Raw genomic sequence first — 24,146 nt, 5'->3', positions numbered from 1 at the left:
GGGGAAAGTAAATTTTTCTTAAAATTTAGAGAAAATAATTGTTGCATCTTATCTAAAATTCAGCAGTCTTTCTCTGTACTCGTACTTCATATCCTTTTGCAGGTATTGAATAAAACGATTTAGAAAAACTGCGGCTTCGGCTCGAGACATGGTTTGATTAGGCAAACAATAGCCATTTTTGCCGCTAATTAAGCCTATTTCTGAGCCGACGTAAATGGCATCTCTGGCCCAGTAGGGTATTTTAGCATCGTCTCGATAGCTAGTAGTACTGTTATATAGTGGGGCTAGTCCTTCAAAGCCCATGGTGCGGATAAGCATATTTACTGCTTGAGCTCTGGTTAAGGGCTCATCTGGATTAAAGCGGTTAGTTCCGGTGCCGCTGACGATGCCTTTATCGCAAGCTGCTTTAATATATTTATAATAAGGATGATCTGCAGGAACATCGGCAAAGGGAGAAACCTCTTGCACGGTTTTCCTGGCAGTGCTTCTGGCAGTTGTTGTTGTCTCTGGAACTATATCAGCTAGTTTAGCAATAGCCCAGGTAAACTCTCCCCTAGTCATATTTAAGGCCGGCCCAAAATAATTGCCTTTAATAGGCAAGGCCTCCAGGCTGGCTAATTTTAAAATATCCTCTTCCGCCCAATGTCCTTGTACATCGCGAAGTAAAGGTATAGGCAGACGTTTTTGAGTAGGAGTAGTTAAAAGCTTGTAGCTATCATCCCCAGTTTCCCTTTTACTGTTTTTCAATAAGCCATTGGAATTAAAAACAGGCAGATCATAGCTGATTTCCAGGGTTTGCTCTTCTTGCTCTGTTTGCAGGTAGCCGCCGGCAAAACTAATCTGAGTAGGTTCATTAGGCTTATAGGTTAACTCCTTAGTTCGGTTAAAGGAAAGATTACACTGGTAAGTGCCTGACCATTCCTGGTCATATTCTTCTTTATCGATAACCTTTTTCCCGGAGAAGGTAATGGTGTTGTCTATTTTTTGGGTTTCCGTACTGCCCCAGGCATGGTTATAGCCTACAGTATCTCCCCAGCTTTCCACTACAACTTTGGCTTGATCTTTGTTTAAATTATAGGTTTTTTTAGCATTCCAATTGCCGCTGAAATAATCTACCCCAGGCTTATTGTCAGTTAAAGCAGAACGGTTATATTGGCAGTCTTCTAAAGTGTACCTGTCTTTGCCTACGGTAATTGTCTCTGAAACCCGGTCTGCGTCAGTTACGGATACAGTTTGTTGCTCTTCCAGCTTTTTTTCTAAAGTCGTAGTAAAACTTACGGAGCGGGACAGTTTCACTGTACCAGTACTATCCTTTAAACTGTAGGTAATTCTGGTCGAAACTTTATCAGTTCGGCCGGATTCAGATATTTTAGCTGTTCCAGTTAGAAGTATAGGCTCTCCTGTAATAAAAGTAACTTCTTCATAGTCATATTCGTTGGCAATACCCTCTGTAAGATGGCCGCTGAATTGTTGTGCCGCCCAAGCCATGGGCTGGGCCAAGAAAATAAAGAGCAGCACCACCATTAACATATAACCTTTTTTCATGTTCAATTCCCCTCAAATCTGCGTTTAGTTTGAAAAAGGCAGCCACTTAAATATCTACTGTACAAATAGAAAATACCCTTGTTGCTGGTCATGAATAACATAAACGGTATCGCCTGCTTTAATTTCCCTTAGGTCAATCAGTTCTCCATCCTTATATAGCATTGTGTTTTGAAGGTCTAGGCTTAGAGAATAATCGTTTTCTTGCCAGGCAGAGTACCTTGCACTCCAGTCTACAACCCAATCTAAATCAATGGTTTCATCATCATAATCAAGAGCAGTAACTTTAGCTGCGGTTGTTTTTAGAACATTATCCCTTTGGCCGCTAGTATCGAAGATACGCATAGCTAAAGTTTTATCATCTTCTATTAAGGAGTAAATATAGTAGGAGCTGTCATAGTCATCGCTCCAGCGGCTTTCAGCAAATTCTTTGGGAGTTACTTCGGCAGCAGGAGATTGAGTTGCGTCCAGAATATCTGTATCGTTATCATATTCCAAATCCACATTTTTACTGCTGCTGGATTCATCATCCCACTCATTGTCCGTAAACTCGCTGTAGTAGTCTAAGCTATATTCATCTTCATCGATGTCATCAATACGTCCTTTATAAAGCTGTAATTTTTGGGGATAATACTGATTGACTACAGCTAAAACAGGAATTTCCTCATCGTCATAGTCATTAGACTCAATTATAACTTGCTGATCCTCTTCTAAATCATCAGCATCTACTATTTTTCCAGCCCGCATAATAATGGTTTGAGGCCCTAAAGTAAATCTTTTGGCTTCCCTATCTAAATCCAGGCTGTTATTAGCATAGTTTACATCGTCAATATAGTCGCTGTAAGTTTCCGCCGCACCTTTTTTGACGACAATTTTAATGCCTTCCTGGGCTCCCAAGTCGCTGGTAAAAGCTAGATAAACATCATCGCCTTGATAATATTTGCCTAACTCTTCCAGGGTAATGTTTTCACCGTTAGCATAAATTTCTGCATCGGCCGCTAAATTTAACAGATCAAAACCGTCTACAGCAAACCATTGTCCATAAAAGAACTCTTGAACACCGCTTAAAGCAATTTTAGGCGCAGAGGCATAAACTTGTTCCAATTCTCCTTTGACAATCCGAACCACTTTTCCTGCTTGGGAAGCCACTTGGAAGTTATCTGCTTCCTTGGAAGCTAAGTCACTGAAATAAAGTTTCACCCGATCCCCGATTTGAACTTCATCGCTGTCCAAATCATCTTTAAGCCAATATTTTTCTTGTTCACCACTGTCTGTTAGAAGCAGAATAGAGTTACCGTCTACACTTTTAACCCGTCCGGTTACCACACCGCTTCGGGGCGACGAAGTGGACCCGGAAGTTGCTGGTTCTAAAGTACCAGTTATTTGAGAGACTGTAGAGCCATTTAAATTTAAGCTTACTTCCTGGCCCAGGACCAAATCATTTAGCCCTGCCGGACGGTTGGCAACAATTACTGTGGCTCCTGAACCGATAGAAAATGTATAATCCTCACCCTCCCAATCACTAATGACTAATTTGTTATTATTCAAGTCCAGGCTTTTTAATTGCCCAGATAAGGATGTTTTCGATTCAGGTTTTACTTGAATAAAGTCTATTTTTTGCCCCTTTTGATAAAAAACAATGCAATCATTTTTCGCTAGTAATGAACTGGTGCCAAAGACACCTTTCTTTAGAACAACTACTTCGGAAACATTTTTTTCTAACTTGAGGTTAAATAGATGGCCTTCATCTGTTTTAATGGTAACAACTATTTGTTGATATATACCATTCCAGCCTGTGCTTTTACTTACAACATGACCTTTTTCCAGAGTTTCTCCCCTTTTGGCTGCCAGCTTGTCGCTTACTTTACTTAATAGCGCAGCCATTTCTCCTCTAGTAATGGAGCTTTTGGGCTTAAACTGGCTGGAATTAAAACCAGCCGCATATTTTTCCTGGAGCATTTTTTCGATATAAGGTATGTACCGGGAGTTAAAATCCCCAGCATCATTAAACCCATAGACAAGTTTTTGGTCTACGCTGTATACCGGCTCCAGGCCTAAAGCTTTAGCCAGCCAATAAGCTGTTTCCTGGCGCTGGGCCGGCTTTTGATAGGAACTTTCTAAGGCAGTTCTTTCGTCGGAGGTTAAAATCTTTCCTGACACTGCCGTATCTAAGTATGCTTGCTGGCTAGGGGAAAGCTTAGTTTGGTTTTGCCCTTTGTTTGCTAAAGCAGCAGCTTCCGCTTTAGGTCCTAAACCTACGGCTTTTACCAGCAAGATAATAGCCTGTTCCTTTGTAAGAGCTCGGTTAGGAGCAAACTTGCTATTGCCTACACCACGGATAATGCCTTGAGCAGCCATGTTTTGGACAGCTGCCTTGGACCAGTGGTTAGTAATGTCGCTGAATTTTATTTGTTTGAGAATTTGTGCTGCTTCTTTGCTGCCGCTGTACTCCGGCAGGGCAGCAAAAGCAGCAGGACTGGTGTTGAGAAAACAAATTAGAGTCAATATGCTGATTAGTATTTTAAGCCGCATCTGTTCTCTTCTCCTCATTCAAAATAAAGTTTTAGTAACTGACCACCACAAATTTTCCTGGTTTAGTCAGGTTCAGCCGCAGTGTAGAATTGCTAGCGTCCTGCAAAGCAGCTGCTTTTTGCCATTTACCTGTTGCAGCTTGGTAAGTATAGATACCTGCCCTCTTGCCTGAAGGCAAATAGAAGGAATTATACTTCATACTTAGCGTAACAGAGCCATAAAACACTTCCTGAGTTACTGTCCTTTTATTGGCCTGACTTGCCCAGCTGATTTCATAAGCATCCGTCAAAAGTTTTGTGTTCTTAGGTAAGCTCCTTAAAACCTCTTCCCCTCCCTGTTGTCCAAGATCAGCAATAGTTAAAATTACAGTTGCATCTTCTAAATCAGCATTATCCTCTAAACCAGGAGGCAAAAGGCTGGAAGGGGTTAGGGATATTTGCAGATTTCCCGAATCAATATGGATGCTGTAATTAGCATTATTTAAGGCTTCAGCATTAAATTTAATAGTCCGCACAGGCTTGTTATATTTTTCATTTCCTAAATCGATACTATATCCTTCGGAAGATAAGGCCTTTTTGCTGGGTATAGTTACTACTACATTATCTTGATTTATAGTAATAATCTGCTTAGCAGGGGCATCAATTTCACCGTAGTCATCGGGGGCATCATCGTCCGTTCTGGCGTCATCTTCTAAGGATAGAATTGAAGCTCCTATTTCGTTGACGGCCCGTACTTTAAAATAGTACCTGGTATCAGGCTCTAGTTTCGTGGCATAATATGTAGTTTTTTTCGTTTGATCCAAGAAACGGTAATCATCATCGTCGTCATCTTCGCTAATAAAAATTTCGTAATAATTAACTGCAGCGTCATCCTCTAGATTCCAGCTTAATTTGATTGTTTCATAATCTTCTGCCCAAGCTTGTAGTTCTCCAGGAGTTCCGGGGATTCCCCGGTAGTAAAAACCGTCCTCTAAAATAGCATAGCCCCCATCAGGGTTAACTACTTTTACATCTGCCCGGCCGGGGTCACCTGCGGGAGTTACTGCTGTAAGGGCAGTGCTGTCTACAAAGACAATGTTTTCAGCTTGAGTGCCTCCTAGGTAGACAATAGCTCCTTCTGCAAAGTCCTTTCCTTGAATGGCAATAGCTGTGCCTCCATGGGCAGGTCCTTGGCTGGGAGTAACTGAAGTCAAAGTTGGATTATTTACCTGAATGTATGTAAAACCGCTTTTTAAGAAAGCCTGACCTAAATCCGGGTTGACTACCAGCACATCTACAGCACCAGCTTCTCCGGCAGGTGTGATACACTTAATGGTTTTATAATCGATAAAAGTAACATCTGTCGAGGGGCACTTGTTTACTCCGAAGTAGACGGAAACGCCTGATTTAAAGTAATTACCGCTAATAGTAACCTCCGTTCCCCCAACTGTTGGCCCTTTAGCTGGTGTAACTGATTTAACAGTAGGATAGCTCAATGGCTCCTGGTAGGTAAAATCAGTCGGGCTAACGGCACTTGCTCCGTCGCTGTTAATTACAATAACCTTCACAGCTCCGGGATCATGGGCAGGTGTTTGGACGATTACGCTGCACTCCCCGGAAACAACTTCATTAAGCTTAAGTACAGGTGCATCAATGCCTCCAATTACTACTGTCATTCCTTCCCGGAAGTCTTTTCCATAGATGGTTAAAGGCATACCCCCTAAGGTTGAACCTTGGTAAGCACTAAGGCTGGTAATTTCAGGGCTGCTATCAGGGTATAAGTAACGGAAGCCATTTTGTAATACAGCACTTGAACCGTCTGGGTTAACAACTTTCACGTCCTTATAACCTAGAACAGGAGACTGCTGAGTGCCGGAAGCACCAGTTAGGATTGTTATTTGTTTTTCGGTCAATGATTGTACCGCAGCTTCCACATTGCCAATGTAAACTTGGGCACCTGTCAGGAACTGTTCCCCTGTAATGGTAACTAAGGTGCCTCCCAGGTAAGTTCCTTGGCTGGGAGTTACAGAGGTAATTGTTGGTTGTGTAACCGTATATTCAAAAGCATTGTCCAAAGTAAAGCTTCCAATATCCGGATCATTAATAACGGAAACGCTAACTTTGCCGGCTTTGCCAGCAGGCGTTAAAACTGTAAGCTGATTATACTTAACTGTGCCCACAATTGTAGCTGCATTGCCTCCAAAAAAGACTTTACAGCCAGTGCGAAAATCGTTGCCGATAATTACAACTTGGGTGCCACCGGCTACATTTCCTTTGGCTGGAGTTACACTTTCTATGATGGGAGTACTTTGCGGAACAACATAGGTAAAGTCTCCATATACTGCCAATCCTCCATCGGAATTTAACACTGTCACATCAACTTGACCCGGTACATGGGCAGGAGTTTTAACCCAGATTAAGCCTTGGCTTTCATCAAAATCGTAAAGGTCAACTTCGATGCCGTCAATAAATACTTGCACATCTTTTCGGAAATCTTTCCCGCTTATTTGCACAATGGTGCCACCAGTTGTAACAACCTTATTAGGAGTAATCAAGTATATTTGGGGATTACTAGCCGGGTTAGTATAGCGAAAGCCCTTGGTCAAGGTTGCAGAACTTGAATCAGTATTAACCACAGTTACATCATATTCCCCTACATCGTTGGCAGGTGTATAAGCTGTTATAGTTTGGTTATCTATGACATCGACATCTGTAGCTAATGCAGTTCCAATGTACACAGTTGCGCCCTTTAAAAAATCTTTACCTGCTATCTTAATTTTCGTTTTAACTAATTTTGGTCCTACTGCAGGAAAAACAGCGTTGATTTCCGGCTTGCTTTTTTGCGTTTTAAACACAAAACCATCTGTAATAATAAAAGTAGATGCGTCCTCTACATTACTGACTGTTACATCATATTTACCTTCGGCATTAGGAGGCGTAACACCGTGGAGCTCTGTATGATTGTTTAAAAGGACAACATTTGTTGCTTCTTCCCAGCCGAAATAAACTACAGCATCTAGATCTAAATTTTCGCCTGTAATTCTAAAAGGGGTTCCCCCCAGTACGCTTCCACTGGTGGGGAAAATTTTTAAATCTTTAATTTCTTTGGATGGTGTTTTATATAGAGCCACGTCCTTAAGCACATAAACTCCGCCACCCGTTTCCTGATCATTTATTTTGCTATCAGCATTTTCAACCTTTATATTAACTTTGATTTCCGGATCATAGGGGGTTGTTGTTTGCTGAGGCACTCGAAACAGAACTGTATTATTATCAACGAATTTTGTTTCCACTTCTTTATATTCCGTCGAGTCCGTTTGATCTGAAATAGAGACCTTGATACCCTCATAAAAATCCTGACCAATAATTTTGATGATATTGCCTCCGTAAATTGATGCTTTTTGAGGATATAATCCATTTTCATCAATGATTGGATTAGAATAATAAAAGAAAGCATCTTCTTTGGCGCCGGAGTAATCTTGACCATCAATATTGTTCACAACTGTTACTTCCTTGTAGCCTGGTGAACCAGTACATGCAGGTGTAGTGGCAATAATTTTATTAGAGCTTTCATATGTAATATTAGTAGCTGGCTGCCCTCCTACTAAAACCTTTGCTTTAGAAAGAAGGTTGTTGCCTTCAATAATTATTTTTGTTCCACCTTGTACTGGACCCTTAGAAATGGTTTTATCAAGTTGGTCGGAGTCTTGCTCGGCATTATAGACATAGGTTATTTCAGGTATCCAATCTGTATTTGTCCATAGAAATTCGTAATAAACAAGGTCAGTAGTTTCGCCAAAAATATTTTTAACTACAACTCTCATTTTGCCAGGCTTTAAATTGCTAGGAGTTAAAGCCGTTATAATAGGCTGCTCTGAATTTCCCACTTGTACTACTTTTACCGATTCTTTGGGAGCTTGGTATCTTTGAGGTTTTGTTGGATCAGTTTCGTCAATAAAGAAAACATCCGGAGTTTCTGCGCTTTCATTAAAGTTAAGTCCATATATTTTTACTTCTTGTTTCCCCGCTACGGTACCACTATCGGGAGTTATATTAAATACGGACATACTAGTATCTTTAAAAACAAAGCCGTTCCTTAAAACAGCAGATCCTCCATCTTGATTAACAATAACGTCATACGACCCAGCTACGTCCATTGCAGGAAGAATACCCGTAATTTTATAAATCGGGTCGTTATTTGCAACATTATATTCTTCAACTACCTTTTCATACTCTTCCTTATTGTTTGTTGAGTCCAGTTTTTCTATTAATAAGCCTTGTCCGTTTATTCCCAGTAGTTCCTTGCTAGTTCCAAAATAGACCTGTACACCAGAAGTTAGGTTTTGGGCATAGAGATAAACCTTAGTACCACCTGCCCTGGGGCCAATGGCTTTACCTGTATCAGGACTTTTAATCCCTACAATAATTGGATCCTGAATTGTTTTAGTATAGGTATATTGCTCTGGGGATACTGCCTCTTCTATAATAGTTAACCCGTTTTCTGTGGATGTTTTTATGATTTTAACATCAACTATGCTTTCACTTTCTCCTAAAGGTATATAACCAGGAGGCGTTATTACATCAATATTTTGGGAGTCTCTGATAGTTATTTTATTTTCAGCATCTTCATTACCATATATGGCTACATCACCAAATAAAATGGTAATCTGTTCTTTTACTGTTGGGAAGTTACTACCTTGAATCGTCACTGCTGTACTTCCACTTTGGGGGCCTTTTTGGGGAGTAATGTGGTTAATCCAAAAAGTCTGGTTATACCAAAAAAATTTTTTATCACTAGCATCACCTGGATTATAATCCTCAGTTTCTCCCCCATCTGGGTTAATAATTTTAACTCCTTTCTTACCAGTTGATAATGAGCTGGGAGAATTTACTATAATTTTATCGGGGTAAACTTCTAAAACAGTGGCTTCCTTGTCTCCAAATAATACTTGAGGATTTTCGTTGAGAATTGTGCGAAAATCTTTACCTTCAATAGTAACTTTAGTTCCCCCTTTTAATGGTCCTACATTGGGAGTAATAGTTGTAATTTCAGGTTGACTTTTAGCAGAAACGTATTGGAAATATGGCCCCTCACAGAATAAACCAGGATTATCATCATTTACCACTTTAACGTTGGCTGTTCCTGGCATACCTTCAGGAACTTTCACTACAATTAATTTTGATTGATCGTAGTCTTCTGGTTCAATATCTGCAGGAAATTCACCGTCACCTTGAACTATTTCTGATGCCAGTTCTCCATTAAAGTAAACTTTGCGATTTACAGAAAAATTTGAACCAATTACTCTGACAATTGTGCCTTTATTGCCACTATTAGGGGTAACAGACTCTATGGTAGGCAAAATTTTATAAGTAAATTTAGTAAAAGTACATTGTCCACCATCTGGATTCTTAATAACAACATTAACATCTCCGCTGCCCTCAGGAACAGTAACTGTATTTGTGTTGTTAACTGTATCCAAAGCACTAATTTTGGCCGGGGCACTGCCAAATAATACCTGCACACCTGAGCTATAAATTTCATCATTGGTGTTAATAGTCACAATACTTCCTTTATTACCAATGATAGGGTTTATTGCAGTTATTTGCGGAGTACTTTTCTTGTATTTAAATGCCTTTGAATCTGTTCCCAGCAAAACTGTACTTGATTTATCAGCGTTCTGTACTTCTACATCTACGCCGATCTGGTCTGTATTAGTAAATACTCCTTTAAAAGCTGGTACTATGGCAGTAATTGTTTCGGGAGTTATGGTTTCAATAGTTGCTGACTGCCCATCGATTAAAACTTTTGTGGCTGGATCATTTTGAAATTCTTGTCCGTTTATTTTAATTTCCATGCCGCCCACGGCAGATGCTATTACAGAATCACCTGCTTTATCTACTACTGAAGAAATTTCAGGCGCATTTGTAAAAGTAAATCCATCTGTCTTAGTGGCCCATGTACTGTCAGAAGTACCATCCGAGGCAGGATTTTCTACTTTTATATCTACTGCTGCGGGGAAAGTGGTGGTTGAACTCCAAATAGGTGTTTCAACAACAATTTTAGTTGATGACACCGATAATGGTGCAACTTCTTGATCTGCAAAAAATACCTTTGCATTGTCGGCAAAGTTGCTGCCAGTAATCACTATTTGAGTATTCTTATTGTGCGGCCCGTAAGCAGGGGTAACGGAACTTATTTGAGGCACCAATTGATAAGAAAATTTATCAGCAAAAGTATATTGTCCGCCATCAGGGTTCTTAATTGTAACAGCTACATCCCCGTTGCCCCCAGGAACCACAACTGTAATTGTATTATTAACTGTATCTAAAGCATTGATTTTGGCTACTGTACTTCCAAATAGCACCTTAGCTCCAGAGCTATAAATTTCATCATTGGTGCTGACAGTAACTACACTTCCTATATTGCCAACTAAAGGATCTATTGCAGTTATTTGCGGAACGCTTTTCTTATACTTGAATGCCTTTGGATCTGTTCCCAGCAAAACTGTACTTGATTTGTCCGCGTTTTGTACTTCTACGTCCACACCTTTCTGATCAGTGCTGGTAAAAACTTCTTTAAAAGCCGGTACAATGACAGTGATCGAATTAGTTGTTATAGTTTCAATAGTTGCAAACTGCCCATTAATTAGGACTTTTGTACCTGGGTCATTTTGAAATTCTTCGCCATTTATTATAATTTCCATTCCTCCAACTGCAGAGGCTATTGCAGAGTCACCATTCCCATCTACAATTGAGAAAATTTTAGGGGACGAAGCCGCCCAAACAACTGTTTGGATATTAAAAATACAAGCTAAGAATAGCGAAAAAAGAAACAACTTTAAAAAGATTTTTTTAATTTCCATGCACTCACCACCAATTTCTCTTAAACGAAAAACTACCCTTGCAGGTAGTTTCTTATTTTTTCCCTTGCTTAAAGAAACGCAGTAAGTCCAAGTCTCCCAGCATTTCTTTATTTAACTGAACTGCCGCTGCATTTTCTTGTTTAATGGCTTCAAATATTTCTTCCCGGTAGATCTTTAGGTCGGAGGGTGCTTCGATGCCCAGTTTAACTTTATCACCTTCCACAGCTACAACGGTAATTTTTATGTTTTCACCTAGAATTAGTGCTTGCTTCTTTTTTCTTGTCAATACTAACACGTTTTCACCTACTTGCTGCTGCTAAAGGTTTTTGGGGAAACAAGAGGTGTTTTGTACTATAGTTATTTGCATCAACAATAATTTGCCTTCCTATTTTGGCTTGAAGATTAAAAACAACGGGTCCAATTAAATTTGTGGTTGCTTTTTCTATGCCTTCTTTAGGAATAGTTACGATAGTAAAAACAGCTGCTTCAGCTTGTTTTGTTATTTTTAAATTATCTAGTAGCTCATCTCCCAAATCCACGGTATATTTTGGGAAGAAAACAAAGGGGTCCACCAACAAGAAAGTTAAGCTGCTGTTTTCAATAGACTGGAGCCAATAAAAATAAGGATTTTCAGGTATAGGAAGCAAAGCAAAATCACGAAACTCTTCAAAACCCAACAAACCTTGAGGCAAGGAAAAAGTTACCTCTTGGGGAACCTCAACAGAGCCAGAACTACTAGTCTCCAGTTTCATGCTGTCACCTCTTAGTTCAAGTAGTCAAGTAAAGATGGCTGCAGTATTTTAGTACCCGTCATGAGGGCTGCTTTGTATACTGCTTCCTGCATGGCATAATTCATAGTAGCTTCCGCAATATCGATATCTTCCATTTTAGAGTTTAATTCTGTCAGGTTTAAATTTACTTCACTCATTTGTTCTTTAGCCATTTCTAGTCTTTTGCCCTTCGCACCTACAATAGCTCTTTGCTCCAGAACGTTGTCCAGCTGCTCCTGAATATCGTCAAGATAATCTCCGGCGTCGCCACTCTCTGTTTCTAAAGTTGTTTTTATATCTGCCAATAATTGAAATAATTTGCTTTTTCCTGTGCTGCTATCAACTTGGAATATATCCTGACCCGTCGCGTTGACAGCAATAGTAATTCCCGTATTTATTTCCCAGTTTAAACTTTCATCGTTTCCTTGATACTCTATTTCCCCGCTATCTTTTACAAAAGGTGTTTGATTCGTGTAAGTTCCTCCGAAAATATAGCGTCCTGCATAATTGGTATTGGCTATTTGGAAAAGTTGATCCGATAACTGCCCTATTTCTTTAGCAATGGCTTCTTTTGAACTGGTGGAGTTAGTATCACTGGCTCCAGCAACGGCTAGTTCAGATACTCTCTGAATTACTGAAGTTATATCACCTAAAGCGGAATCTGTAGCATCCAGCCAATCGATGCCATCTTCCATATTTTTCATACATCTTTCCTGTTCAGAAATAGTTGAATGATTTCCCATAATTAAAGTAACAGCAACCGGATCGTCGGAAGGACGGGAAACTTTTTTGCCAGTAGACATTTGATTTTGGGTTTTTGACATTATATTTAAATTGCGGTTTAAATTACTCAGTAAATTTGTACTTAACATTCGATTAGTAACACGCATTATAACCACTCCTAGCGTTTAAGTCCGCTGACTACGGTTTCTAACATTTCATCAATAACATTGATAACTTTAGCACAGGCTTGGTAAGCTTTTTGATATTGAATTAAATTCGTTACTTCCTCATCTGTTGAAACACCGGAGTAGGATTCTTTCCGGCTGGACAATTGATTTGTTAGTACTTGTTGGTTAGTTTCGTTATTAACAGCTGTATTTGTTCTAACGCCAATGGCTGCCACAAAATCTTTATAATAGTTAGTAATACTGGTGCCTGCTAAATCAGAATTTTCAGCCTGGGTAAAAATTTTAGTGGATAAATTATAAATTTCTAAAGCATTGGAACCGTCCCCGGCGAGGACTGTACCATTATCATTTAATTTTTTAGCAGCGGCAATTCTCGTAATACCCTTTACGATATTTCCGCCTTCAATTAAATCCGAAGTAATTTTGGTGTTAACTTTAATATTGGCTGCCGTAATTATTCCATCTTCGGTATCCCCAATGAAAAATTTTACACCATTTTCACCGTTTAGATCATAGCCCGAAGTTTGGATTTCATTTATTTCTTCAGCCAAGGCTTTCGCTATTTTATCTAAATTATCTTCATATCCTCGAACAGCATTTCTATTATCACTTATACCTTGCAGCTGCCCATTAGTAACAGCTAGTGCTTCTAAACCAGTGGACATTCCCCGCAAAGCATTCAAATCATCTAAATTAGTCGGATCCTTATCTGTAGTTTTATTCCAGTAGGCTCCTGCCGTTGGAACCCAATTTATTTGTTCACTGCCTTCTGCATTTTGAAAAAATATTTTATTAAAATTGCCTCCGTTTATCAAATCTTTACCGCCAATTGTTACAGTAACCATACCCGTCTTAGCATCTTCTTTATAAGTATAATCAGTGATTTTAGATAATTTATCCAGGAGATAATCTCGGCGGTCTTTTAAGTCATTAGGCTGATCCCCTGCACCTTGGATAGCGGAAATTTGTAAATTGAGGCTGGCAATTTGTTCTGCAATGGTGTTAACCTCCTGAACATAAATATCCGTTGTTTGATTAAGGTCGCTTTGAATCGTATCCAACTGGCTGCTCATATGGTTTAAGGTGTCTGCTAAAGTCACGGCTGTTTCCCGCACAGTAGTCCGGATAGGAGAGTTCTCAGCGTTTTTACTTAATTCATTCCAAGCAGACCAAAACTTATCGAGGATAGCAGTTAAGCCTGTGTCAGAAGGTTCCGTAAAAATAGTTTCTACCTGGCTTAAGGTTTTATTTTGCTCTTCATAGCGGCCTAGGCTTGCTGTTTCCTTGCGAATTTGCACATCTAAAAAAGCATCTCTTATCCTACGGATTTCCGCTACAGTTACACCGGTGCCCAGTTGTCCCGCTCCCCCCGGCCTATTAAGGGCTGGTTCAGGGAAGGCTACTGTGGTCTCGAGAATAGCTTGTTGTCTTGTATATCCTTCTGTATTAGCATTGGAGATATTATGGGCTGTTGTATTTACTGCCGCTTGTTGGGCAAATAAACCTAAGATAGCCGTATTGAGGCCGAAAAATGTTCCCCCCGACATTGTGTTCATCCTTTCTTAGTTGACCTAGACGCTTTTATCTAGCTTAATGGTTTTAGGAATACTGTTTTCGTAGGTACCACTTTGTCCGTATACTACAGGTTTTCTATTAGGCATTAAAGCTCCCAAAATTTTATTAGTTAAACTCAAAGACTGTTTAATTAATAAACTATTAATTCCATTTAGCTCTTTTAAACTAGTATAATTGCGTTTGAGCTTTTGCCCTAAAGCAGCCAGCTGCTGATTTTCCGGAATGGCTGCTATCAGCTCCGTTAAGGAAAAGTTAGGCTGTAAGTTATATGTGGAGCTTAACACTGTTTGCAGCTGTAAACGTTCTTTTTCGAGGCCAGTTAATTCCTGGCAAATTTTATGCTGTTTTTGAGTTATAGTCGTTAAACTTTGTAAGTCATCAATCTTTAAGGCTTCTAATTCTTGTTCGGCTAAATTAAGCAATTCTTCAACTACTTCATTTTCCTTCTGCATCAGTGTCTGCAGTAAATCCAAGTTATGGTCCATTCTGCCACCTTATTTCTTTTCCTGAGCTATAGTCTGGAGCAATTTATCAGCTAGTTTCTCCGCAGGAATCTGGTACTGGCCTTGAGCTATCTTTTGCTTTAAATCAGCTACTCGCTCCTGTCTTACTTCGGGAAGCTGCCCAGCTTTCTTTTGCAGCTCAGCAATTTCTTTAGCTTGAGCTGAAAGTTCCACAGAATCTTGCTGAATATTTTCACTTTTTCGAGGAGATCCCGATTTTTGATAAGCATTTAAAGCATTTATTTTTACTGGGGAATTACCCTGAATCTTCATCTTTTTCACCCCGTAGAAAGATCATCTTAGTTTATATATCGGTAAGTAAGTGCAAAACTTTACTTTCTTCCGGCTTCAAAGGGTAACAAAATTAACAATTTCCTCAGCAATTTTTGGTAAGGGAACAACTTTATCTGCCAAACCTGCTTCCACAATGGAACGAGGCATTCCGTAGACAACGCAGGAACTTTCCGCTTCAGCAATGGAGCAGCACTGCTGTGCTTTCATTGCTTTTAAACCTCTGAGCCCGTCGCTGCCCATCCCTGTCATTACTACTCCTAAGCTGCGGCTGCCGTAAACTTTAGCTACAGATAAAAAAAGTACATCCACAGAAGGTTTAAAAAGGGTTTCCACCGGAGATTCTTTGGACAAGTTTATCCTCACTTGTCCATTTTCCCGTACCAGTTCCATTTGCCAGCCTGCCGGGGCAAGTAAAGCCCTGCCTTTTTGGACAATATCCCCTTGTTCAGCTTCCTTAACAGGCATCCTGCCTAAATCATTTAACCTTTGGGCCAAAGTAGCTGTAAATCCCACCGGCATATGCTGTACAATCAGCACCCCAGCCGGTAGATTAGCAGGTAAAGAACTTATTAGCGTATTTAAAGCTGCTGGGCCTCCTGTACTAGTGCCCACTGCCACTACTTCAATTCCTTTTTTCCCACTGCCGGCATTTTTCGGAGGCAGCAGCACAGGGGGCTGAACCGGCATTGGGGTAGTTGCAATTACAGGAAACGGCTTAGCGGAATCAGCAGTCGGAGTTGTTATCTTATTGAGCTTAACATTTCTTCGCTGACAAATTTTTACTACAGATACTCTGGCTGCCATTTTGACTTTTTGAGGCAGTTCAGCAGCAAGTTGTGTTATATCCGCTCTTTTTTCTGGTTTAGCCACAAAATCTACTGCACCTAATTCCAATGCTTTTAAGGTTGCTTGAGCGCCATTAGTAGTAACTGCACTAAGCATTAGAACAGGCGTAGGAGATTGACACATAATTTTTTCTAAAGTTTCATAACCATTCATGCCGGGCATTTCTACGTCCATAGTGACGACATTAGGTTTGAAGCGCTGAATTTTATCCAGCGCTTCCTGGCCATCTCTGGCATAACCTACGACTTTTATCTCTGAATCGCTTTCTAACATCTTGATAATAACCTGCCGCATAAAAGCGGAATCGTCAACTACTAGAACATTAACCTGCGAAGGCATAAGAATCCACCCCTGTTTGTCCAATTAATCCTCTTACATCCAGAATCAAGGCAACTCTCCCATCTCCCATAATTGTAGCTCCAGCTAGTCCCGGCACTTGACCAATATACTCTCCTAAGGATTTAATAACTATCTCCTGTTCTCCCAGAAGGCTGTCTATAATGAAGCCAATTCTTTTTTCGGAAATCCCGCAGACTACCACAGGGAATTTATCCGGCAGTTCTTCCATTTTTTGTTCCATTAGCAATTCCCGTAGTTTAACCAGAGGAAGCACTTCTCCCCGGACTAAAATAACGTCTCTTTTTTGAATTCTCTGAATGGCTTTTTTCTCTACATTGATAATCTCGACAACGCTGGATAAAGGAAAAGCAAAAACGCTTTGTTCCAGGTAGACAAGTAAGGAACGGTTAATTGCTAAGGTTAAGGGGAGCTTAATGGTAAATCTCGTACCTTTACCTATAGCAGTATCAATATCGATAATACCATTAATTTTCTCAATATGATTCCGTACAATATCCATGCCCACCCCGCGGCCGGAAACATCGCTAACTACTTTTGCTGTGGAGAAGCCTGGTAAAAAGATAACATTAAACACTTCTCTTTCGCTGAGGCGGTTGGCTGCTTCAGCTGACATTAAACCTTTTTCCACTACTTTTTCTCTCAGCTTAGCCGGGTCCATTCCTTTTCCATCATCTTCTACAGTAATAATGATTTGGTTTTCCTGATGGAAAGCCTTTAAGATAACTGTCCCTTTTTCCGGTTTACCTAAAGCTATCCTTTCCTCGGGATGTTCAATTCCATGGTCGATAGCATTACGCAGCAAGTGAATTAACGGATCTCCGATTTCTTCGATTACCGTACGGTCTAATTCTGTTTCCCGTCCTTCCACAATAAATTCAATTTCTTTATTTGCCTTTTGGGCTAAATCTCTAACCATTCTGGGAAAGCGATTAAAGACTTGCTCAATAGGGAACATTCTAGCCTTCATGATTTCTTCTTGCAGGTCTGTAGTAATTCGGCCAATATGGACGGATACTTCTTCCAAAGTTTCAACTAATTTGCCTGAACCTAGTTTGTTTTTCAGGCCACCCCCTACATCTAGCAAACGGGTTCGGTCAATAACCAATTCTCCCACAAGGTTCATTAAATTTTCTAAGCGCTGCACATCTACCCTGACTGTTTGAGCAACCTTAGCTGCTGCTTGGGGCTTAGTTTGGGCTTTATTAGGAGTAGTCCCTTCCTGTTGGTGCTGCTGTTGTATAGGCTGTTGCTGCTTTTGGGCAGCAGTGTTTTTTTCGTCTTCTAAGACAACGGGGGTAACCACAACGTCATCAATTTCCGTAATTGAAGTAATGATACTTCTGATATGGTCTGCATCTTCGTGGCTAATAAGTACAATTTCAAAAGAATTATCAAATTTTTCTTCTTCAATTTCTGTTGTCGTTGGAGTAGTTTTAATAACTTCCCCTGATTCTTTCAGGTTATTAAAAACGATATACGCCCTGGCAGCTTTCATTAAACAATCGTCAACTAATTTGACTATAATATGCCAAACGTTATAGCCCTTAATTTTTGCTGTATTAATAATGTTGCGTTCCACGTCGTCTAACTGCAGTTCTTGAGAAGCGGCCAGTTGCTGGGTTATTTCTGTTGAATTTACAGTTGCTTGCTGCGCTTTCTTTTCGGCAGCAGGCTGTTCTACCTGCTGGGCTTCTTTTGGTTGATCTGCTGAAGAATTTTCTGCTATTTCCCCAGCTTTTTTTAATTCGGCAATAACCGGTTCCACGTCTGCTTCCTCTTGTTGGTTGGCGGCAATTTGATCTTTTAATAACTGCAAGTTATCTAATGCCTTCAGCAGTACATTAATAATTTCTGTAGATACGTTAATATCTCCATGACGCAAGCGGTCTAAAATATTTTCCATAGCATGAGTTAAATGGGCCATTTTTTCAAAGCCCATAGAAGCAGAAGCGCCCTTTAAAGTATGGGCTGCACGGAAGATTTTGTTCAGCAGCTCCATATTATCCTCTTCATTTTCTAGTAAAACGATAGATTGATCTAAAGTTTGGACCTGCTCTTCAGCTTCATCTAAAAAAATTCCAAGGTACTGAGATAAATCAATATCCGATGTCATGATCAACAACCTCCTGCTTAGCCTACACGGGATTTTTCCGTAAAGTCCTGCTGCATTTCCTTTTGATCTTTATACAACACTTTGGAAAGTTCCAACAAAATAATCAGCTGTTCCCGCCATTTTCCAACGCCTCTTAAATATGCTGAGTCGATGCCTCCGGAAATAGCCGGAGGTGGGGGCTCAATATTAGCCACTGGTAAACGCAATACTTCAGAAACCGAATCTACAATCATACCCACAGTCACCCCAGCAACTTCAACGACAATTATTCTAGATTCCTGGGTCTGCTCTGTGCCAGGAAGACCAAAACGCTGATGTAAATCTATGACAGGTACAATTCTACCACGCAAATTAATAACTCCTTCAACGAAATGGGGTGTTTTTGGTACTTTAGTAATTGTCTGCATTCTAATAATTTCGTGTACTAAGGAAATGTCTATCCCATAGGTTTCACCAGCTAGATTAAACACAACTAGTTGTTCCTCGGCATTCATTTGTTTTTCTTTTTCTTCCATAACCCTTCGTCCTTTCAAAATAGAATTAATAGCAGCTTTGATTTTGGAGGGTATTGGCTACATTAATAATAATTTCAATTATTTTTAACAAATTCCTTTTCTAATAAGTAAGAAATATTTACTGTTATTAGATGCTAATATTGGAAGAGGGGATATAAAAAACGCCAATTAAATTGGCGTTAGTAGTTTCTGGTTAATTATATAGCTTGTACCCATAACGAGCTCTTCTAAATCCTCTGCTTTTTCTTCCTTTGGCAAATTTGAGTAAAATGCCAGAGAATAAACAGATAGTGACGGCAGAAGTTAGATAAAGCCACCCATCAAGTAATGTAATGTCTTTTTGGACAGAATTTTTTGCTACTAACTCTACTTTTCCGATTTCCTGTCCTTTCCATAAATATTGGATTTCCCCGACTTTTTCTCCCTTTTCTACGGATTTTTTCACAGGCAGAATTTTAATTTTACTTTGGGGGTGAACAGGAGTTATTCTGGATTGTAGGTATACTAAATCTGAAATAGGAGTAACTTGTAAATCATTTTTACCTACTTTAACTTCCGCTACCGTTTCCCCTTTAACAGCTAGGGCCTGGGTATAGTAATTTTTAAAAGCATAATCCAGCAGTTTTTCTGAATCGGTCCAAATATTTTTCCCGGAGCTGCCTAAAACTACGGCTAAGTATGTATCTCCATTGCGCTGGGCAGCAGTAACTAAACACATTTTAGCTTCGCTAGTATAGCCTGTTTTAACACCTATTGTACCGCTGTAGTTGAAAAGCAGGTTATTTTGGTTGTGCAGGGTACTCTCCCAAGCGGCGCCATGCCAAGGTCTTGTTTTGGTGGCCACAATTTCTCTAAATTTTTCGTTCTGCATAGCTGTCCTGGCAATTAAAGCTAGGTCATAAGCAGTTGTGTAATGCCCATCAGCCGGCAATCCATTAGGTGTTACAAAATGAGTGTGTACAGCGCCGATTTTTTTAGCTTCGGCATTCATTAGCTTAGCGAAATTATTAACATTGCCTCCAATATGTTCGGCAATGGCATAAGCGGCATCGTTAGCCGAATTTAAAAGCATGGCGTAAAGTAGATTTTCTAAGGTTTGTTTTTCTCCAACTTTTAAATAGACCCTGGTCCCTTCCACTTCTGTTGCTGCTTTGCTAATCACAACTTTATCTGTGAGTTTGCCTTTTTCTAAAGCAATTAATGCTGTCATAATTTTTGTTGTACTAGCAGGGGGGCGAGCAATCTGATCATTTTTGGACCAAAGAACTTGGCCGCTGTTCATTTCAATTAAAACAGCAGATTCCCCTATAATTTGTGGTTCAGCTTCGGCATAAGCCGGTATAATGGGCATTATCAAAGACATTAGCAAAAATATTGTTAGAACTAATGCTAGCATCCTTTGGTTGGACTTCATAAGTTTCCCCCTTTACTAAGAACATTGGAGTCTAAAATATTAACTATTATACCATAAAGTATAGCCCTTGGGGATTGTTTTTTATTGCTGTCCTTACTCGCCTCTAAGCTGAACTCCGTTTGTTATAACACTAAATTTTTCTGTTCTTGAACCTACTTTAACAGTCACCCCTGGAAAAACCTTGTCAGCAACTACCCATTTGCCTTTTTTTACTGATACCATCGTAAGTGCTTCTCCATGGCTGCCTAACTCTCGGACTTTGACGCTTCCTTCAGCGGTAATCTCACCGCCTCGAAATACTCCAGGGGAACCGTAAATAACCACATTGCCTCCAGCATAGATATTTGAACTATAGCAGCCTTTGCCCGTAATGAGCACATCTCCGCTGGACTCTAAATGAGAATTTTGGGCATAAGGTATAACTAGTTTAGATTTATCTTTAATTTCATCACCAATAACAGCTAAAAATTGATCTATATCTCCAAGGAATTTTTCAATAAATTCTGAAATTGCAGAAGCTGTATTTAACTTAGTAGATATCCGAACTAATATTTCTTTTCTAAAATTTATATAGGACTTTTGAAAAAATTCCAATTCCTCATTAGGAGTACTTAACAATTTTTCTAATTCTTGGCCAATTTCCTGCAGCAGCAATGGCAGTTTCTTAAATTTAGAATCTAAAAGTACTCTCAGCAATACTCCATCGCCAAATTTAGCCACATCTTGATTATGGGCAAAAGCTGAATTTTCCTTAAGCTGTTTTACCCCCTGTTTTAGCCGTTTGAGGATGTCCTTTGTTTTAAGTAAACTCCCATGAAGCTTTTGGTAAACTGTTGCAGCACCTCCGGCTCGGGCAGTGCCTCCAACCATATTTTGTTGAATTAAAACATCTCCCCCGGCGACGATAAGGCTTTTACCTACAAAACCATTGACCAGTACCTTCCCACTTGCTGTAACTTTCATTCCATCCTGTACGTTTCCATAAATTGTAATATCTCCTTTGAAATTAATATGTCCAGTTTTAGTGTCTACATCACCAGTTAATGCATAAACAGGACTGACGGAAATAATGGTGCCTTTCAGTACGGGATTTCCAGCTATAGCTGCCGATGCTTTAGTACCGTCGGAACTGAGAACTGCACCTTTACCTGCCCTTAAATCAATAGTTTTAGGTGGAGGTGAGGAAACTATGTTTCCTAAAACATCTGTACCATTTTTTCCTGGCTCAGGCGGTATAATTTCTACCAACGGCTCCCCTGCTTCCACGCTGATTAAATTAAAATAGCGCATAAGGGATGCATCTTGTTCAGAATTTAGGTTCTTTTCCTCATATATTTTCCTAATTGCAGCATCTTTCCCCGGCAAAGGAGGATCTCCTTTGGCTACAATATATTCAACTTCCTGGTCTGACTCAATGGCTATATTAATTACCTTAGGTAAAATTCCGTGGATAATGCCTTTGGCCTTAAGTACTGAGATAATATCTTCTGCTGTAATCTGGGGTTTAATTCTTTCCTTAATTACAGCCTTTACATCCAACCTAAAAGCCGGCGGAGAATCGCCAACAGTAAAAACTTCCCCTGTAGACCTTTCCAAAACTAAATAGGCGGCCATTTTATCATCGCTTAAGCGAATTTGAGCTGTCCATTGGGGTAAAGTCTCTTTAGGCAGTAATTGAATTTGGTCCTCCGCCTTTACTTCCTGAGGTTTAGTTAATTGCTGTCCATTAAACATTACAATTACATGTTCTCCAGGGATTAAAACTGCAGGTTGACCACCTTCAAATGGGTTTGTTACTAAAACTTTGCCATTTTCAATTGCTGCAGTCCCATTAAGCTGCCTGCTTTCGGAGTTTTCCATACTACCGCCCCCTTGCTCAAAAATTGATTATTGTAAAATTACTTCTCTAATAATACTTCTATTCTCAACATTTTTTCCCTGCTACTATTTAAAATTGAAAAAAGGTTGGAATATAACCAACCTTAATATAAATTAGAATTTTTTTGTTTTAGAGCTTTTACCCTCTGGTCTCTTTCTAACAATTTTTTCCGCAGTCGGATGCTTTTAGGAGTAACCTCTACTAACTCATCATCACTAATAAATTCAATGGCCTCCTCTAAGCTTAAAAGCTTTGGTTCTTTTAGGCGAATAGCTTCATCTGAGTTAGAAGAACGAATATTAGTCAAATGTTTTTTCTTGCAAACATTAACCTCAATGTCCACATCCCGGTTACCTTCACCTACAACCATCCCCGTATATACTTTTACACCGGGGACAAGGAACAGGGTGCCTCTGTCTTCAACAGAATTTAAACCGTAAGCAGTTGTTTCTCCTGCTTCAGAAGCAATTAAAGAGCCGCGAAAACGGTTTTTGATTTCCCCTTTATAGGGCTGATAACCATTAAAGTTATGGCTCATAATGCCTTGCCCTTTAGTGTCGGTCAACATTTCCGAACGAAAGCCCAGGAGTCCTCGGGCAGGTATGGTATACTCCAGCCGTATTTGTTCCGCATTTAAAGTAGTCATGTTAACCATTTCCGCTTTTCTGCTGCCTAGGTTTTCCATGACAGGTCCTACAAAATCCTGAGGCACATCAACCACTAAAAATTCTACAGGTTCCATAATTACACCATCGATTTTCTTTAAAATAACTTCCGGCTTGGAAACCTGCAATTCGTATCCTTCCCGGCGCATATTTTCAATTAATATTGACAAGTGCAATTCTCCCCGCCCAGATACTTTAAAGGCATCTGGGCTGCCTGTTTCTTCAACTTTTAAACTAACGTTAGTATTTAATTCTTTAAATAAACGCTCCCTTAATTTCCGTGAAGTAACGTATTCCCCTTCTTGGCCAGCAAAAGGACTGTTGTTAACCATAAAATGCATAGCTAAGGTGGGCTCATCAATAGTTACCCCTTCCAGTGCTTCCGGGTTTTCTGGGCTGGCAATGGTTTCGCCAATGGAAACAGCCTCTAGACCAGCTACAGCAACTATTTCTCCCATTTTGGCTTCGGAAACTTCCTGCCTTTTTAAGCCTTCAAAAACCATGAGACGGCTGATTTTGCTTCTTTGGGTGCTTCCATCAGCTTTAATTACAACTACCTGCTGTCCTGAAGTTATAACTCCTCGATGAATTTTGCCGATAGCAATCCGACCAATATAAGAGTCGTAATCTAAACTGTTCACTAACAGTTGCAGGTGCCCCTCTGGATGACCCTCAGGACAAGGAATGTGTTTTAAGATTGCCTCAAAAAGAGCTATAATATCTTGTGCTTCTGAATTTTCTTCAGCAGAAGCAATTCCTTGCCGAGCTGAAGCATAAATAACCGGAAAATCGATTTGTTCATCATCTGCACCTAATTCAATAAACAGCTCAAATATTTCATCGATTACTTCGCTGCAGCGAGCATCGGGACGGTCAATTTTATTAATAACTACTATGGGCTTTAAGCCTAAGCTCAATGCTTTGCGCAGCACGAATTTAGTTTGGGGCATAGGTCCTTCAAAAGAATCTACTACTAATAACACCCCTTCCACCATTTTTAAGACTCGCTCAACTTCTCCGCCAAAATCCGCATGACCAGGTGTATCTACAATGTTAATTTTTGTATCTTTATAAAATACAGCTGTGTTTTTAGCTAAAATAGTAATGCCTCTTTCTCTTTCCAAATCGTTGGAATCCATTACTCTTTCTTCTACTACTTCATTAGAACGAAAAACTCCACTTTGCTTAAGCATGGCATCTACTAAGGTAGTTTTTCCATGGTCTACGTGAGCAATAATAGCTACGTTGCGTATATCTTCCCTGAACAAATTTGTTGCCTCCTTTACAATACTCCTTAGTATATCAGTCTAAAAGAATTTGAGCAAGTTTATTAGTGCTGGGGCAAGCAAAAAAAACAGGAAGCATTTTCGCTTCCTGTTTTTTTGC

At 39.8% G+C, this 24,146-nt stretch carries 15 protein-coding genes; all 15 read right to left on the bottom strand.

What is annotated here, in order from left to right:
- Positions 1-48: 48 nt before the first annotated feature.
- The 15 genes from RDV78_03225 to typA all read right to left on the bottom strand — a co-directional run bounded on the left by RDV78_03225 (position 49) and on the right by typA (position 24,028).
- Positions 49-1,545 carry an S-layer homology domain-containing protein gene (locus tag RDV78_03225; GenBank protein MDS1029513.1) on the bottom strand — a complete coding sequence of 499 codons (1,497 nt, stop codon included), beginning with the start codon at positions 1,543-1,545 and terminating at the stop codon, positions 49-51.
- A gap of 54 nt (positions 1,546-1,599) precedes the next feature.
- Entirely contained in the window at positions 1,600-4,074 is a 2,475-nt protein-coding gene (locus RDV78_03220) for an S-layer homology domain-containing protein (GenBank protein MDS1029512.1), read from the bottom strand.
- A 31-nt stretch (positions 4,075-4,105) separates the two neighbouring features.
- Positions 4,106-10,915 (bottom strand): IPT/TIG domain-containing protein, encoded by a 6,810-nt coding sequence (locus RDV78_03215; protein MDS1029511.1) that lies wholly within the window; start codon positions 10,913-10,915, stop codon positions 4,106-4,108.
- A 52-nt stretch (positions 10,916-10,967) separates the two neighbouring features.
- Positions 10,968-11,210, bottom strand: coding sequence for a carbon storage regulator CsrA (gene csrA, locus RDV78_03210; protein ID MDS1029510.1), 243 nt, complete (start codon positions 11,208-11,210; stop codon positions 10,968-10,970).
- Positions 11,211-11,214: 4 nt separating this feature from the next.
- Positions 11,215-11,667, bottom strand: a complete 453-nt coding sequence (fliW, locus tag RDV78_03205) for a flagellar assembly protein FliW (GenBank protein ID MDS1029509.1) — start codon at positions 11,665-11,667, stop codon at positions 11,215-11,217.
- Positions 11,668-11,678: 11 nt separating this feature from the next.
- The gene (flgL, locus tag RDV78_03200; protein MDS1029508.1) at positions 11,679-12,575 is read right to left on the bottom strand and encodes a flagellar hook-associated protein FlgL; all 897 of its coding nucleotides are present in this window, start codon (positions 12,573-12,575) and stop codon (positions 11,679-11,681) included.
- An 11-nt stretch (positions 12,576-12,586) separates the two neighbouring features.
- The gene (gene flgK / locus RDV78_03195; GenBank protein MDS1029507.1) at positions 12,587-14,143 is read right to left on the bottom strand and encodes a flagellar hook-associated protein FlgK; all 1,557 of its coding nucleotides are present in this window, start codon (positions 14,141-14,143) and stop codon (positions 12,587-12,589) included.
- A gap of 24 nt (positions 14,144-14,167) precedes the next feature.
- The gene (locus RDV78_03190; protein ID MDS1029506.1) at positions 14,168-14,656 is read right to left on the bottom strand and encodes a flagellar protein FlgN; all 489 of its coding nucleotides are present in this window, start codon (positions 14,654-14,656) and stop codon (positions 14,168-14,170) included.
- A 9-nt stretch (positions 14,657-14,665) separates the two neighbouring features.
- The gene (gene flgM / locus RDV78_03185; GenBank protein ID MDS1029505.1) at positions 14,666-14,947 is read right to left on the bottom strand and encodes a flagellar biosynthesis anti-sigma factor FlgM; all 282 of its coding nucleotides are present in this window, start codon (positions 14,945-14,947) and stop codon (positions 14,666-14,668) included.
- A gap of 75 nt (positions 14,948-15,022) precedes the next feature.
- Positions 15,023-16,153, bottom strand: coding sequence for a chemotaxis response regulator protein-glutamate methylesterase (locus tag RDV78_03180; GenBank protein MDS1029504.1), 1,131 nt, complete (start codon positions 16,151-16,153; stop codon positions 15,023-15,025).
- A complete protein-coding gene (locus RDV78_03175) occupies positions 16,137-18,287 on the bottom strand; it encodes a chemotaxis protein CheA (protein MDS1029503.1) in 2,151 nt (716 codons plus the stop codon). Before RDV78_03175 ends, RDV78_03180 begins: the two co-directional genes overlap by 17 nt.
- 17 nt (positions 18,288-18,304) lie before the next feature.
- On the bottom strand, positions 18,305-18,802 hold the full coding sequence (locus tag RDV78_03170) for a chemotaxis protein CheW (GenBank protein ID MDS1029502.1): 498 nt from the start codon (positions 18,800-18,802) through the stop codon (positions 18,305-18,307).
- Positions 18,803-18,995: 193 nt separating this feature from the next.
- Entirely contained in the window at positions 18,996-20,216 is a 1,221-nt protein-coding gene (locus RDV78_03165) for a D-alanyl-D-alanine carboxypeptidase family protein (GenBank protein ID MDS1029501.1), read from the bottom strand.
- A 93-nt stretch (positions 20,217-20,309) separates the two neighbouring features.
- Positions 20,310-22,076 carry a FapA family protein gene (locus tag RDV78_03160; protein ID MDS1029500.1) on the bottom strand — a complete coding sequence of 589 codons (1,767 nt, stop codon included), beginning with the start codon at positions 22,074-22,076 and terminating at the stop codon, positions 20,310-20,312.
- 122 nt (positions 22,077-22,198) lie between these two features.
- Positions 22,199-24,028, bottom strand: a complete 1,830-nt coding sequence (gene typA, locus RDV78_03155) for a translational GTPase TypA (protein MDS1029499.1) — start codon at positions 24,026-24,028, stop codon at positions 22,199-22,201.
- Positions 24,029-24,146: the final 118 nt, after the last annotated feature.

The organism is Bacillota bacterium LX-D (genome assembly GCA_031628995.1).
Classification (GTDB): Bacteria; Bacillota; DUOV01; order DUOV01; family Zhaonellaceae; genus JAVLUO01.
Note: the sequence above shows the minus strand (reverse complement) of the source record. Positions and strands in the feature narration are given on the sequence as shown.